We start from the raw sequence: 14,591 nt of genomic DNA on the forward strand, positions 1-14,591 counted from the left end.
GGGGTATCCGGCAGCATGGGTATCAGGAAAACGATTTTTTCAGTTGGTTCCAGTAAGCCGTTGCAACGTATCCATTGGCCCCGGAGAGGATGGTCAGGGCCATGACACGGTATACGGTGGTGCGGGGCGCCTTCACATTGACTGCGGGATTGAGAATGTCAGGAGAAGCCGAGACACGTTTCAGCGTTTCGCCGGCCAATAATATTGGCCACATGCATGCCAGGCGCTGACGGATTTCGGAACCCGGTATCGATATCGTATAAATCCAGCCCTGGTCCAGATGTTGCATGGCCAGTTTGATAAGCTGGCTCAGGACGGGCCTGAACAATGGCAGCGTGCGGCGCCCGTCCAGCAGATCGGCGGGTGTCAGCCCGGCTGCTGACAACAGCGGTTCCGGCACATAGCATCGGCCATGATGCAGGTCGCGGCCGATATCTTTCAGTATGTTGGTAAGCTGCAATCCCTTACCGAATCTTACTCCAATGGACGACATTTTTTCAGTATCCCATCGGGACATGGCTGGCCGGTGGGCGCAGACCATCCTGGTCCAGAATTCTCCGACGCATCCCGCGACATAATAGGTGTACTGATCGAGTTCATCCAGCGTGGCCAACGCCGTGAGGTCGGCGGCGGATTGGCCGGGAAATTGCGTCAAGTCCATTTCCATCCCGCGCGGAAGCACGTCCATAAGCCATTGGATACGCATGCGGTCGCCGGCGGAGCAGGTTTCATACAACTTGAAGCAGTCTTCCAGCCGCTGGAGAAGGATGCTTTCCGCCGAATCCTTCTGGTGCGGAGCCAGCGCTGCCTGCATTTCCCGAAGGTCTTCCCAGTGGATTTCGGGGGAGGCGAACTGCATGCGAAACTGCTGGAGATATTTCAAGCGCTGGTCACGGTCGATGAGATCGGTATCCGCGATGGTATCGGCGGCGCGCGCAAAAAGGTAAGCCAGGCCCATCTGGTCGCGCACGCCTTCCGGCAACACGTTGAGGGTGAGATAAAACGAACGGGAGACATGCTTGAGGATGCCGTGAAGCAGGTCATGCGGGGCGTATGTGGTGAAAGTAGATCTCAAGCGGAGATTCCCAGGCGCTGATAAAGGGGCGAACATTACCTGTTGACGAGCCCGATGGTCAAGGGAGGTGCTGAACAAATCCCCGCTGCGCGCTTTCGGGGGACACGGTCACATGGTATTGACAGGCACATGAAGCTGACAGATGGAGATGGCCGATCGCTGGATTGAATCGTTAACGGTTTTCTGCATCCGGATAAAGGTGCAGGGTTTGTTGTGCCTGCCCCGCAAGGAACGGCGTCGGTTTTCCCGCAACCCAGTCGGCATGTCCGCTGCCGTAGTACGGCGAGAGGGGGTGGCCGCTCTGGCCGCCGGGCATCTCGAAATAGCCCTGCTCTTCAAGCCCGGGTGCAACCGCCAGGCGGTTGGAGGCGCCGAAATCCCGCCCCTGCACCCGGGGCATATGGGTGTCTCCCGGCAACTGGTCTTTTGGCATGTCCAGCCAGTCTGCAATGAATCCCGGCAGGTTGCGGCTGACCGGATGCCGAATGCTTGCGGTGTTGCGCTCCCCCCAGGTACGCGCGGCGATTCCGCCCGGCTGGCCGCGCATGCGCTCGGCCAGGCGTCTTGCGCAACTGTCCAGCATGTCTTGCCAGTCCGCGTAAATGGAGGACAGCAAATGCGGAGGGCGGGTTTGCACCAGCATCCATACCGCATGCTCGGCCTGGTTCAGTTTTGGAAGCATGAATGACGGGTATTTGATTCGGACTGCAGCCGCAAAACCGTCGAGCACGGTTCTGATGACTTCCTGGCGGAATTCCCGCACCAGCCGGTAAGCCACTGAATCCGTCGAGGCGTATCCATCCCAGTCCCGCATGGCCTGCCGCATTTCGGTGCGCCAGGGTTCCGCTTTCCCCTGTTTCAATGTCTCATCAAGCAGCGCCCGCCAGCGCGAAAGAAACAGCGCCCGATCATCCAGCTGAATAGCCAGCATGTCGGCGGGCGAGAAGTGCTGTCGTTCGAACAAATCATCTCGAATCTGCTTGGCGCGCGCGCCCAGGTCATAACCGCCGTCGCCGATCTTGTCGAGCATGGGCCCTTCCACGACCCGGGCGTTTGCGGACCATAATCGCCCTGAGGGCGGATCAGTGATGAGAGGATATTCTTCCGGGTTCAGCCAGCCATTCCATCCCGTGCCTGCGGCCGACCAGTCGGACGGCAGCGTGGGATCGAAATTGCCGGTCCGAACGGGCAGGCGGCCTGCTATGGTCCACGCGATCCTGCCAGCCAGATCCCCAACGATAAAATTTTGTGGCGGCATGCCTGCTTTCCATGCAATTGAAACGGCCTGTTCCAAGGTTTCGGCCTGCTCCAGAAAGACCAGCTCCATATTCACCGAGCCGGGCCGATGGGCGGTCCACGCCAGCGCGAGGGGCGCTCCATCATGATCGGCAGCAAGAATTGGTCCCCATTCGGTTTCATAGATGTCCAGGGTCTCGTCCGGGGCGCCACGTACATGCAGTACCTCACGGTGAATGGATAACGGCTTCCAGCCCTCCGCGCTTCGATAGGTGAAGTTGTCAGCTGGATGCAGCGTTACGCGTACCCAGTCCAGGAGGTCGCCATAGCTGTTGGTAAAACTCCAGGCTACCCTGCCATTGGAACCCACGGTAGTAGCCGGGGTGCCGGGAAGGCTGGCTCCGCTGACGTCGACGATTTGTTCCGGATGCCTGGGATTGGGATAAACGAGGCGTGTGCGAAACCAGATGTTTGGCACCCTCAGTCCCAGATGCATGTCATTCCCTACGAGTGCCGCGCCTCCGGTCAGCGCGCCGGCGACGGCGAAGCTGTTGCTGCCGGGGAGGTAGCCGTTATATTCCTCGGTGTCGCGCATGAGGCCGGGGGCAAGCTTGCGCAAATCCAATTCCTCGGCTGATGGGGGGGGCGGCCACTGAAGCGCGATTCCGGCAAGCGGCGCATCCCATTCACCTCCTCGTGCGATCAGGAATCTGTAGGCGCTTTCAGGAAGGGCTACCCGCATGGTGGATAGAGCCAGCTCGCGATGGTTTTCCTCATCATTGAGCGTGAAAAACATCGCAGAAACAGCCAGCAGACTGTCCTCGCTGCGCCACATGCCTGGGTGGGTGCGGACCAGAAGATAGGGAAATGGACGCGACGAGAGGTCAGCGAGACCGCCATTTACCCCATCGCGATAGGCCGCAAGCAGTTGCTGCTGTTCGACCGGCAACTGTGACAGCGCTGCTGCGGCGCGTACGCGCATGCGATGTACCCGGGACTTGCGGTCCATGGGCAACGCGGCCGGCCCGAATAATTCGGCCAGTTCCCCAGCCGCTTGCCGCCTCAGCAGATCCATCTCGAAAAAGCGCTCCTGCGCGTGAACATAGCCCAGCGCTCGCGCCACATCAAGATGACTGTCCGCACGCACCGTCACACTGCCCAGCGCGTCTCGCTCGATGGTCACGGGAGCGGCGAGCCCAGCCAGATAGGCGGAGCCGCCATAGTGCGGCAGGCTGCCGCGCAGCAGCAGCCAGGCGGCACCTGCCGCGAGCAGCGCCAACATGACGAGCATGAGAAGAAAACGGCATGCCCTGCGGGATAGAGCAATCACAATCCGGCAGGCCGAAAGGTGTGCCGCATCCGGCCTACCATGGGAGGGGGAGGATCATGACAAACGTTTCCCGAAAAAAACGGGAATATCATCACCCCATGCCGTTTTCACAAGAACGGGAACGAGTCGGGCATCCTGGTCCGCGAAACGCGGCGGCCTATTTCGTCTTGCTGTTCGCCAGGATGAATTCAGCCAGGCGCTGGGCCGGCTCGCCTTTTATGTTGGGGAAGGCGGGCATGGACATGCTTCCTTTTGCTATCTTCTGGGTAATGGCCTCCTTGTTGGCCATGGAACTGCTCAGCGTCATCACGGTGCCTGGTGCTTCCGGCTTGTGGCATTTGCTGCAGTTCGCATAAAAGATGTCTTCTCCTGTTGCATTTTCAGGGGGCGTGTAAGGATCGGTCTTGGAACATCCCGCCAGACCGGCGAGCATGGTTGCAGCCAACAATAGCGTTGCTTTATTCATTTTTCGTTGTTCTCCTTTTAAAGAATTCCAAGATCGCCTTCGGTCGATGGGGCGATGGATGGAGAGGTTATTATATCGCTCTCCATTTGCTCAGGGATTTCTTATGGCTGGAGTTTGTCGGCAAAATGGATGCGCTATCGCCAGCCTGATCCAGATGCAACCATAAACCGGGATAAACCAGGTTTCCCGTTTGCCATTTGGCGAGGAATTCTCTATATTGCTAACCAGATCGAGTTACCGCCTTGGTTTTGCCAAGGTTCGGCTAATCTGGAATAAAAGTTTTCTAAAGGTCTTTCAGACGGTTCGGTGCATGCCATGGCAGTGCTTTAGCCATTCCTGCCGAAGCCGCGCTGTTGATTTATTCGTCATCACGAAGCACTTGCATGATATCGAGGAAATCTTCCTCGTTCCACCTGAGAAATCGCGCCGCTGCCGCGGCATTTGGCAGTGTTCTGTTTGTCGTCGAGGGAGAGTCGGACTTCCGCGGCATTCCGTTTATTCATGAGCTTTGCTCGTTATTCCTTGACTTGATGGTTTCACTTTGAGCCGCACGTTCGAGTTTCTTGCTCTTTCCTTTCTGATCCTGCTTCTTGCCGTGGCCGGTATCGCGATTTTCCTGATTTATCTGGAAATGGGAACTTCCGCCTACCAGGCGCATTACTTCGCGAAGCTGGCAGAGGGTTTGCGCTGGGAAGTCGAGAAAGGCGCTGCCGATCCAGCCGAAGCCGCACTTCTCACGCAGGCCGGGCCCTATGATATACGCATGGGCTACAGCCGCTTGCCCGAAATGCTGCGTAATCTGACGAAACACGACTTCCAGATAAGTGCCCAGGCACGGCTTTCTCCCAGCATGCGCGAGCTCGCGGCGGAGGGCTTTTTCATACCCTATCGCGAGAAAACGCAGGCTGGTCTGCAAGTTGCCGGAGACAGAGGAAAACTCCTGTATCGCACGGTATTTCCAACGCGTATCTATGAAAATTTCGCGGCTATTCCAAAAATAGTAACCAACAGCCTGCTGTTTATCGAAAATCGTGAGCTGCTCGATGTCACCCGTCCGAAAAAAAATCCGGCGATCGAGTGGAACAGGCTGGGCAAGGCGCTGCTGGATAAGATGACCCAATTCTTCCAGCCGGAGCACGACGTGGTCGGAGGCAGCACGCTGGCGACCCAGATCGAAAAATATCGTCATTCCCCCAATGGGCTGACTACTACCCCGCTAGACAAGCTGCAGCAGGTTCTCTCAGCCTCGGTTCGTGCTTACCTGGATGGGGAAGAAACGATGCCGCATCGCCAGCGCATCATAATGGATTACCTGAACACCGTACCCCTGGCAGGGGCGCCGGGCTACGGCGAAGCAAACGGATTGGGTGATGGCTTGTGGGTATGGTACGGCCTGGATTTCGATGAGACCAATCGCATTCTGAACTCTGGTTTCGCCAGAGGGGATGCTCTGACCGAGGCAGCGCGCCTCTACAAGCACGTGCTGAGCCTGATGATTGCGCAGCGCAGGCCTTCCTATTATCTGATTTCCGGCAGGAAAGCGCTGGAGGAGCTTACCAACAGCCACTTGCGGGTGCTGGCCCAGGCTGGCGTGATACCGTCCATTCTCAGGGATGTCGCGCTGCCAATGCCGCTGCGCTTCCGCGATGCCGTCATGACCGAAGAGCCAAGGAATTTCGTCGCGCAAAAAGCGGTGAATAACGTCCGCGCGCGGCTCGCCTATCTGCTCGGATTGCAGCGAATGTATGACGTGGACCGGCTGGATCTGTCGGTGCAGAGTACCCTGGATGGAGAATTGCAGCGGAAGGTCACCGATATGCTGCGCGGGCTCAAGGACGAGAAATATGCCAAGGCGATGGGTCTCTATGGTTATCGCATGCTGGAGAAGGAGGATCCGGGTAAGATCATATACAGTTTCACACTTTCCGAGTTGACTCCTGGAGGCGCCAAGTTTCGAATTCAGGCGGACAATTTTGATCAGCCCCTGGATATCAATCGAGGGACAAAGCTCGATCTGGGCTCAACCGCAAAACTGAGGACGCTGGTCACTTATCTGGAAATCATCGAGGAGCTGCATAAAAAATATTCGATGCTGGAACCCAAGCTTTTGCGCAAGCAAGAGGTCGATCCCAGCGACAATCTCAGCCGGTGGGCGATCGCGCATCTTTTGCAAAGCAGGGACAAGAGCCTGGCAGGTATGCTGGAAGCGGCGCTTGAGCGAAAGTATTCGGCGAGTCCCTACGAGAGTTTTTTTACCGCTGGCGGAGCGCATGTTTTTCACAACTTCAATCCGCAGGACAATGAGAGAATGCCGAGCGTGCGCCAGGCCACCCTGAGTTCGATCAATCTTGTTTACATCCGGCTGATGCGCGATATCGTGCGCCACTATATGTTCGACATCGAAGGATCTTCAGCGAGGATACTGAGAAACGCGGGAGATCCGGAACGTGAGATATACCTCAAACGATTTGCGGATAAGGAAGGTCGGCAGTTTATCCAGCGCTTTTATGCTAAATACAAAGACAAGGAGACTCCCGCGGATGTGAGTGCGGTATTTTTCTCCAGCTTCAGGCATACGCCACGCCGCCTGGCCGCGGCCTATCGCTATCTTTATCCCGGCGCGAGTTTCGCGGAGTTCGAGAAATTCATGAGTCCGCACCTTGCCAGTCTTAAACCTCCCAAAGGCACGCTTAAAAGCGGCCTTAAAAGACCGAGGACGCCGAGCCTCGCGGAGCTTTACGACATTTACGGGCCGGGAAAATATTCGCTCGCGGACCAGGGTTATCTGGTGACCGTCCATCCCCTGGAGCTATGGCTGGCACGCTATCTGATCGCGCATCCCAAGGCTGAATACAGGGACGTGATCGAGGCAAGCGGGAATGAGCGCATTGCGGTCTATCAATGGCTGTTCAAGACGATACACAAGAACTCGCAGGACATACGGATTCGTGTCCTCCTGGAACTGGAAGCGTTCCTGGAGATACATCGCAGCTGGAAGCGGCTGGGATATCCCTTTAATTCACTGGTACCATCGCTTGCTACCGCCATTGGCAGTTCCGCTGACCATCCAGCTGCATTGGCGGAACTGATGGGCACCATCCTGAACAATGGCGTACGTGTGCCTTCCGTACTTATCGAGCGCCTCCGCTTTGGCGCAGGCACGCCGTTCGAAACGGTGGTCGAGCGAGCGCCGGTCCAGGGAGAAAGAATGTTTTCGCCTGAACTGGCAGCAGCGGTGCGTGGCGTCCTCACCGATGTCGTGGAGACCGGTACAGCATCGCGTCTTGCGCGGGCAATGGTAGAGGAGGATGGCAGCGAAATTTTCATCGGGGGAAAAACCGGAACCGGCGACCATCGCTATATTACGTTTTCCGCACCGGGTGTCGTCAAGGAGTCCCGTGCCGTAAACCGCTCCGCTACCTTTGTATTCTTCATCGGAGACCGTTTTTTCGGGACGATGACTGCATTCGTCCCCGGCCAGGATGCTGCGGATTACCGATTTACCTCCGCGCTGTCCACGCAGGTGATGAAGCATGTGCTGCCGATTCTCAAGCCGCTCACCGACAAGGCCCAACCTTTGCCAGAGCAACTTTCCAGGAAACCCATCGTCCGACGCAACCGGGCGGTAGAGCCCAGGAAAACCGCAGAAGGCTCAAGCTGAAATGTCAGTTTCCCGGCACAGATATTGCGGTTGTGGAAAAATGACTGTATTGCATTCATGCTGATGGATTCATCCGATACCTTTCGATACTTCTATTCCCCGGTATTGATCCACCACAGGAACACGATGATTCCTAAAACCACTCCGAGAGCCACCACAGCCTTTACAAATTCCTTCACAAACCAGTAAATCATCGATTCATACAGATCCACGTCTTTCTCCCATTCAAAATCCCTGCACCCTGTATTCTGATCCTGCAGCCCGTGTTATTTTCTGTACCACCACCAAAGCAGCAGCGACAGGATTGCCGATAGCAGAAGACCGGTCGTAAGAGGAAAGTAGAACCGGAAATTCTCACGTTCAACGATAATGTCGCCTGGCAGGCGCCCGAAGGGCAGCTTCGATAACCACGGCCATGCCACACCCACCAGTATCAACAGGACTCCGAACAGGATAAGCGGCCGATGCATCGGATTCTCCTCGTTCTCCATGCCGGGATGGCGCAGTGTAAACCGTTTCCTTGAAAAAGATCAATCCAGGCCCTGGCTTGTGGCTTCCTTTCGCCCGCCTGTCGTTGATCGCTCCAGTTTTAAGGCGAGATGAGGCACTGCAGAGGCGACCGGGTAGGGGGGTGGTCCGATCCGACCGCCTGGGGCGACAGCCCAAGAATCCATAGTCCGGGCTTTTATGTGGCCGACCGTACGGAAAGATGAGGTTGCGCTCCCTAGCCTAGGAAATCCGTGGACAAGTTTCCTGCGGTGCCTGTATTCGTTCAATCCGCGATTATTCGTTTTGCCGGCAACGCGTTTGAAGGAACCATGTTCAAGGAACATTTCGGCGGGGCACTCCTCTTGCCGCCCTGCCATCCTTTCGACAAATTTTTCCAAAGGAGAGAAGCATGGATACTCTACCGAAAAATCTTCACGGTTTTATGGTCGCGACTGCCGTTGCGGTCGGCCTGGGATTTGGCAGCGGCCTTTACGCCGAACAGCCGGCTGACAAATCCAAGGATAAATCCGCAAGCGGAGCAACCGGCAAATCTGCACGGTCAGGGAAAAAGGATGAGCAGGTAATCATGGAGGTGCCTGTTCTGGTCATGGTTCCGGTTCAGGTTTCCAAGGATATCAATACGGATAAGGGTTGCTGGGTGAAGTTGTATGACAAAAAGGATTTTCAGGGCGACAGTTTTACGCTCGTGGGCCCGATCAACCTCCCGGAGATGATGGGCCCATTCGGTTTTAATTGGGAAAACAAGGTGCGGAGCCTCGAAACCGGCCCCAACGCCAATCTCACCATTTACGATAACCGCAATTTTAGGGATGAGGATAAATTCATCGATCCCGGCAAAAAAATTCCGGATCTCTCAAAGAAAATGGGCTTTTTTGATAACTTCCGCTCCATGCAGCTTGGCTGCATATAGTGGTTTCCGACTAGCGTTCATTCTGGCGAAAGATGGAACGTCGCGGACGAAACAGCGGAATCACGGGCGCTGCAGAGACGGGATCGCGGGCCCGCATGCTTTCTGGATGATGCGCTTGAGGATGTGCAGCCGCCCGTGAAAGAAATGTTCCGCACCGGGTATCACCACGACGGGGAGTTCCTGCGGAGCGGACCAGTCCAGGACTGTCCTGAGGGGTACGATATCGTCCTGATCCCCCTGGATGATGAGGATTTCGGGAATGGGTTCGATATCCCGCCGCGCGGAGCCGGTGGTCAAGCAGGGAATGCGCATTCGTTCCACAGGAGGGGCCACCATGATCAGTATTTGCGGCTGCAGTCGAGGGGCAATCCAGGCCTGGATTGCCCCTCCGAAGGAGAAACCCGCCAGAACCAGGGGGGCAGGGCCATGGAATGAGGAAGCGAACCTTTTTCTTGTCGCTTCCACTACCGCCAGCACATCTGCTGTTTCGTCTTCGCCGCTATCGCCCGTCGCATGACGCCGGCCCTCGCTTTTTTCCACGCCGCGATAATTGAATTTGACGGCAATGAATCCGAGCTCCCATAACGTCTTGAAGAGGGTATGGACCACTTTGTGATTCATGGTCCCGCCATATTGCGGGTGCGGATGGGCAATGACAGCAATGCCGCGCGGGAGAACGAGATCGGGTTCGACCAGCACCGCTTCCAGCCGTCCTGCCGGACCGTCAATGAACAGGTTTTTCGGAGTAAATGAATTCAACGAAGCGCTGGCAATAGTGGGGTGGACTGGAAATCCGACAGGGGGTTGATCACCATGCCGTGGCGTTTCAGAAGGGCGTGCGTTTCAGATCCTTAGCCGTTCGACCACGCGTCCATTCTTGAGATGCTCCTCAATGATTTCGTCGATGTCTTCCTTATCCACATAGGTGTACCAGACATCTTCCGGATAAACGACAATGACAGGGCCTTCGTTGCAACGGTCGAGGCAGCCCGCATTGTTGATTCGTATTCTCTTGCTCTTGCTGTCGAGCCGGAGGGCTTTGATACGGCTTTTTGCATAGTCGCGCATGGCCTGCGCGCCATGGCTGTTACAGCAGATTGCTCCTTCTTCGCGCTGATTGACACAGAAAAAAACATGCCGGTGATAGTAGCTCATGGGTATGTCAGGTAGTGAGTGGATGCTTCACTGAAGATTATACCGGAACCGGCCATCATTTCGCGAGAGCCGGACCATGACTGAGGATGCATTCGGTATCGGATGCTGGCTCCCCCAACTACATCACAGCCATGTGGCTCGATCCGGTCGGAATCCGCGCGACTGCCGCTTCTACCGCTGCGCCTTCTATCTCAATTTTATTTCGGTCCATAAACGGCTGAGTAATCGCCGTTGTCTGCGATCGAGATCGCGCAGCATTTCCAGCCGGCCGAGTAGTTCGGCATCGGGAAATATGGCCTTATTGGCGGCTATTTCCGGCTCGATGAAGCGCATCGCATCCTCGTTCGGATTTCCCGATCCCGTGAGATTGGTCAGCTCCGCGGAGTTCCTGCCGTCCAGCATGAAATTGATGAATTGATGGGCAAGGTCGGGGCGTCTTCCGCTCCGGTGCAAAACCATACTGTCGAGCGCCAGGACCGCTCCCTCCTTTGGTACGGTATAACCTACGGTGAAAGGACGGCCGGTTTTTTTTGCATCGAGCGCAGCCTGGAACATGTCATTGGAGTACCCGTGGGCGACCCATAGATTTCCTTTCGCCAATTCCTTGATATAGCCGGCATTGCTGAAAGCCGCCCAGTAGGGTTTGGCGCGCACGATAAGAGCGGCTGCCTGTTTCCAGCGCTCCTCGCTGGCATCGTTGACCGAATACCCCAGATATTTGAGCGCCGCGGCCATCAGCTCGCGCTGGCTGTCAAGCACGGTCACGCGGCCTTTGATTTTTTCCAGGTACCTGGGTTCGAAAATGAGTGCCCAGGTATCGGTTGGCAGATCCAGCTCCTTCAGTTTTTCCTGGTTGAAGCCGATCAGGGAAAGCGTGAAGGCGTAGGGTACGGAATAGTTATTGCCGGGGTCGAAGGCAGTGTCGAGATAAGCGGGATTGATATTCCTGAGATTGGGCAGGAGCGATTTATCCAGGGGCTTCAGCGCTCCCTGGCGCAAAAGCGTATCCAGTGCATTGCCGGTAGGCACGATGATATCGTAGCCGCTTGCCCCGGCTGCCAGCTTCGCCAGCATTTCCTCGTTATCGGAATAATAATCCTGAGACAGCCGGCAATTGCAAGCCGTTTCAAAGTGCCTGACCGAGTCCGGCGCAAGATAATTGTTCCAGTTGAACAGGTACAGGACATCTTTTTCTTTTTCACTACCCGCAGGGTTTCCCCCTTTCGCGGTACAGCCGGCAGACAGGGCGGCCAGCGCCAGCATGAGCAGGAGTAGTACTGAGGCTTTTCCGGGCAGCGAGAGGGGTTTCACCGTGCCTGGCGCGAATTGCTTTTATTCGACGAAGCGCGCGCTTCCAGTCTCGCGGCGATAATGATCATGGTCAGGGTAAGGAGCATCAATAATGTCGAAATGGCGTTGACTTCCGGCGTTACCGCCACTTTTATCATCGTATAGATCTGGATGGGAAGAATCGGTTCGCCTACTCCCTTGGTAAAGAAAGTGATGATGAAGTCGTCGATGGACAGCGTAAAGGACATCAGCGCACCCGCGACAACTGCCGGGACTATGAGAGGCAGGGTAACCAGGTGGAAGGTCTGCCACGGGGAGGCGCCGAGATCGCGGGCAGCTTCGAAGATACTGTCGTCCATGGCTTGGAGGCGCGCCCGTACGATGATGGCAACGAAGCCGATGCAGAACGTGGTGTGGGCAATGATGATGGATACCATGCCGAGGGTGAGATTCAACACCTGCAGGAAAAATAACAGCAGCGATACGCCCAGCAGGATTTCGGGCATGGCCACGGGGGTAAATACCAGCACCGGCAGGAATTTCCACCGATACCGGTGTATCGCCAGGCCTGCCATGGTGCCTAGTATGGTGGAACTCAGGCTTGCGCATAGAGCGATAACGAGTGAATTGCGCGCAGCGGTCAGCATCTCCTGGTTGTTGAGCAGCGCTTTATACCAGTGCAGCGTAAAGCCGACCCACTCGGCGTTCAGACGGGAATCGTTGAACGAATACATCACCACGATTGCGAGCGGAACATACAGGAAGGCATAAATCGACGCCGCAACCAGCCATAACCAGATATTCGCGCGGCTCATGGTTATTGGCCATGCCTCATGGCGGAGCGCGCGACCCACGTGGATAGTCCTGCCACGGACAGCACCGCGAGCGTGAGCATGATCGATAATGCGGAACCGAAAGGCCAGTCCCGGGTGCCCAGGAATTGATCCTTGATCAGATTGCCGATGAGGATATCGCCGGTGCCGCCAAGTATGTCGGGCACGGCAAACATGCCCAGCACGGGGATGAATACCAGGGCGGAACCCGAAAAAATTCCAGGCAGCGACAGCGGCAGGGTAACCCGCCAGAAGCGCTGCCAGGCTGTTGCTCCCAGATCCTGCGCCGCATCCAGGAGCGACGGATCGTGTTTTTCGAGATTGGTATAGAGAGGCAGGACCATGAACGGCAGGTGGACATATACCATGCCTACCAATACAGCGAAGGGCGAGAATAGCAGTGTTACCGGCGCGATGCCGAAAACACCCAGAATTGCATTCACGAAATGGCTAAACCCGGACTCAGGACCAAGAATGATCATCCATGCGTAGATGCGGATGAGAAAATTACTGGCGAATGGGAGCACCACCAGCAACACCAGCAAATTGCGGAAGCGTTTTTCGCTGCGGGCAATCAGCAGCGCCAGCGGATAGGCCATGACAAGGCAAATGAGCGTCGTCGCCATGGCGATACCAAAGGATTTGAGGAAAATTTCCACATAAATCACATCGCTGAAAAAAAATTGGTAAGCCTCCGCCGTCAATCCATAATCGCCCCCCGTTCCTCCCTCCGGCGCGGCAAGTGGCGCAAGTCCCCCGAATTCGCCCGGAAAGCGAAACGAGCTGAGGACCATGATCATACTGGGAGCGGCAAAGAAAACCAGCAGGAATACCAGGGGCGGTCCGCCGACGAGCATTTTCGCCACGATTGCTCTCATTTTTTTTTACGATCGCTATTCATTCAGGAAAATGCCTGCGTCATGACGCCAGGACACTGCCACTTCGTCTCCGGCCTCGAAGAATTTGGCGCGTCCCGGCGCGGAATTGGGGAGTAGCGCCTCGATACGGACTCCATTGGAAAGCTCCACGATATACGTGGTCACGTCGCCCATATAGAGAAAGTCATGAACCTTTCCATGAAAGTGATTTTTCAGCTCCAGGTCAGTGGACGGGTGGGAAATCCTTACCTGCTCGGGGCGGATGGCCATGACACCCCGGTCACCCGTCTTGACTCCCTGGTTGCCTGCTGCCGTGACGTGCCCCAGTCCGGCCACATCGAGTTTCAGATGGGAAGGGGCGGCTTCCAGCACCGTTGCATTCATGATGCTGATCTTGCCTATGAAATCTGCGACAAAACGGTTTCTGGGGGAACTGTAGATTTTGGAAGGCTCATCAATCTGCTCGACGCTTCCCTTGTTCATCACGGCGATGCGATGGGATAACGCCAAGGCTTCATTCTGTGCATGCGTAACGAATACGAAAGTCACTCCGACATTTTTTTGAAGGTTGATAAGCTCGATCTGCATCTCCTCGCGCAGCTTGGCGTCCAGCGCGCCCAGCGGTTCGTCCAACAACAATAGCCGCGGGCGATTGACCAGTCCCCGGGCAAACGCGACCCTCTGTTTCTGGCCGCCGGATAATTCATGGGGAAGGCGATGGCCGAAGTCAGACAGGCGAACATTATCCAGGGCTTCGCCCACATGCAGCTTGATCTCATGAGGGGGCTTTCGCGCCATTTTCAGGGGGAAGGCAATGTTTTCCGCCACTGTCATGTGCGGGAATAGCGCATAGGTTTGAAATACCGTATGGACGGGCCGTTTTTCCGGCGGCGTTCCCACCATATCCTTGCCATCCAGCAGTATTTGTCCCGAATCCGGGAGATCGAATCCCGCTATCATTCTAAGAAGCGTCGTCTTGCCGCAACCGGACGGGCCGAGCAGCGTGAAGAATTCGCCCGCCTGGACGCTGATATTGACGTGATCCACCGCAGTGTAGCTGCCGAAGCGCTTCGTCACCTCACGAATTTCCAGTAGCGCCATTCTGTTCGTGGATTAAAAAGCGGGGATTTTACCAAATTCACTCAAGTATGGCCGGCGGATACGGCGGCTACCGCCACATATTGATAAAAGGGACGTGGATCAAGGGCGGGTTCGGGGAAGTCACCCGGGCGAAGGGGGATCGGCTG

12 protein-coding genes are annotated in these 14,591 nt (G+C 56.1%); 2 read left to right on the top strand and 10 right to left on the bottom strand.

Annotated features, from left to right (window positions below; all coding sequences use genetic code 11):
* Positions 1–22: 22 nt before the first annotated feature.
* The 3 genes from ACZ5CE_RS04285 to ACZ5CE_RS04295 form a co-directional block, all read right to left on the bottom strand.
* Positions 23–1,075 carry a phytoene/squalene synthase family protein gene (locus ACZ5CE_RS04285; RefSeq protein ID WP_464576544.1) on the bottom strand — a complete coding sequence of 351 codons (1,053 nt, stop codon included), beginning with the start codon at positions 1,073–1,075 and terminating at the stop codon, positions 23–25.
* A 172-nt stretch (positions 1,076–1,247) separates the two neighbouring features.
* Positions 1,248–3,602: a penicillin acylase family protein gene (locus tag ACZ5CE_RS04290; protein ID WP_464576546.1), complete on the bottom strand. Its 2,355-nt coding sequence runs from the start codon at positions 3,600–3,602 to the stop codon at positions 1,248–1,250.
* A gap of 196 nt (positions 3,603–3,798) precedes the next feature.
* On the bottom strand, positions 3,799–4,107 hold the full coding sequence (locus ACZ5CE_RS04295) for a c-type cytochrome (RefSeq protein WP_464576548.1): 309 nt from the start codon (positions 4,105–4,107) through the stop codon (positions 3,799–3,801).
* A 541-nt stretch (positions 4,108–4,648) separates the two neighbouring features.
* On the opposite strand from ACZ5CE_RS04295, the gene ACZ5CE_RS04300 reads away from it, so the two are divergent.
* Entirely contained in the window at positions 4,649–7,768 is a 3,120-nt protein-coding gene (locus tag ACZ5CE_RS04300) for a transglycosylase domain-containing protein (RefSeq protein ID WP_464576549.1), read from the top strand.
* 266 nt (positions 7,769–8,034) lie between these two features.
* On the opposite strand, the gene ACZ5CE_RS04305 is transcribed toward ACZ5CE_RS04300, so the two are convergent.
* Positions 8,035–8,238 (bottom strand): DUF2905 domain-containing protein, encoded by a 204-nt coding sequence (locus tag ACZ5CE_RS04305; protein WP_464576551.1) that lies wholly within the window; start codon positions 8,236–8,238, stop codon positions 8,035–8,037.
* 428 nt (positions 8,239–8,666) lie between these two features.
* On the opposite strand from ACZ5CE_RS04305, the gene ACZ5CE_RS04310 reads away from it, so the two are divergent.
* Positions 8,667–9,188 carry a beta/gamma crystallin domain-containing protein gene (locus tag ACZ5CE_RS04310; protein ID WP_464576553.1) on the top strand — a complete coding sequence of 174 codons (522 nt, stop codon included), beginning with the start codon at positions 8,667–8,669 and terminating at the stop codon, positions 9,186–9,188.
* Between the two features lie 60 nt (positions 9,189–9,248).
* Here ACZ5CE_RS04310 and ACZ5CE_RS04315 read toward each other — a convergent pair whose 3' ends face one another.
* The 6 genes from ACZ5CE_RS04315 to ACZ5CE_RS04340 all read right to left on the bottom strand — a co-directional run bounded on the left by ACZ5CE_RS04315 (position 9,249) and on the right by ACZ5CE_RS04340 (position 14,445).
* Positions 9,249–9,947 carry an alpha/beta hydrolase gene (locus ACZ5CE_RS04315; protein ID WP_464576554.1) on the bottom strand — a complete coding sequence of 233 codons (699 nt, stop codon included), beginning with the start codon at positions 9,945–9,947 and terminating at the stop codon, positions 9,249–9,251.
* 84 nt (positions 9,948–10,031) lie between these two features.
* Positions 10,032–10,343, bottom strand: a complete 312-nt coding sequence (locus ACZ5CE_RS04320) for a (2Fe-2S) ferredoxin domain-containing protein (protein WP_464576556.1) — start codon at positions 10,341–10,343, stop codon at positions 10,032–10,034.
* 186 nt (positions 10,344–10,529) lie between these two features.
* Positions 10,530–11,654: a polyamine ABC transporter substrate-binding protein gene (locus ACZ5CE_RS04325; protein WP_464576557.1), complete on the bottom strand. Its 1,125-nt coding sequence runs from the start codon at positions 11,652–11,654 to the stop codon at positions 10,530–10,532.
* Positions 11,651–12,448 (bottom strand): ABC transporter permease, encoded by a 798-nt coding sequence (locus ACZ5CE_RS04330; protein WP_464576559.1) that lies wholly within the window; start codon positions 12,446–12,448, stop codon positions 11,651–11,653. Before ACZ5CE_RS04330 ends, ACZ5CE_RS04325 begins: the two co-directional genes overlap by 4 nt.
* A gap of 2 nt (positions 12,449–12,450) precedes the next feature.
* Positions 12,451–13,323, bottom strand: coding sequence for an ABC transporter permease (locus ACZ5CE_RS04335; protein ID WP_464577425.1), 873 nt, complete (start codon positions 13,321–13,323; stop codon positions 12,451–12,453).
* A gap of 36 nt (positions 13,324–13,359) precedes the next feature.
* Complete coding sequence (locus ACZ5CE_RS04340; RefSeq protein WP_464576560.1) at positions 13,360–14,445, bottom strand: ABC transporter ATP-binding protein; 1,086 nt, start codon at positions 14,443–14,445, stop codon at positions 13,360–13,362.
* Positions 14,446–14,591 lie beyond the last annotated feature (146 nt).

The organism is Nitrosospira sp. TNL200 (genome assembly GCF_055386305.1).

Coding starts and splice junctions, on each gene's coding strand:
- ACZ5CE_RS04340 (WP_464576560.1), bottom strand. CDS start 14,445: ATGGCGCTACTGGAAATTCGTGAGGTGACGAAGCGCTTCGGCAGCTAC.
- ACZ5CE_RS04295 (WP_464576548.1), bottom strand. CDS start 4,107: ATGAATAAAGCAACGCTATTGTTGGCTGCAACCATGCTCGCCGGTCTG.
- ACZ5CE_RS04310 (WP_464576553.1), top strand. CDS start 8,667: ATGGATACTCTACCGAAAAATCTTCACGGTTTTATGGTCGCGACTGCC.
- ACZ5CE_RS04305 (WP_464576551.1), bottom strand. CDS start 8,238: ATGCATCGGCCGCTTATCCTGTTCGGAGTCCTGTTGATACTGGTGGGT.
- ACZ5CE_RS04290 (WP_464576546.1), bottom strand. CDS start 3,602: ATGCTCGTCATGTTGGCGCTGCTCGCGGCAGGTGCCGCCTGGCTGCTG.
- ACZ5CE_RS04320 (WP_464576556.1), bottom strand. CDS start 10,343: ATGAGCTACTATCACCGGCATGTTTTTTTCTGTGTCAATCAGCGCGAA.
- ACZ5CE_RS04330 (WP_464576559.1), bottom strand. CDS start 12,448: ATGAGCCGCGCGAATATCTGGTTATGGCTGGTTGCGGCGTCGATTTAT.
- ACZ5CE_RS04335 (WP_464577425.1), bottom strand. CDS start 13,323: ATGCTCGTCGGCGGACCGCCCCTGGTATTCCTGCTGGTTTTCTTTGCC.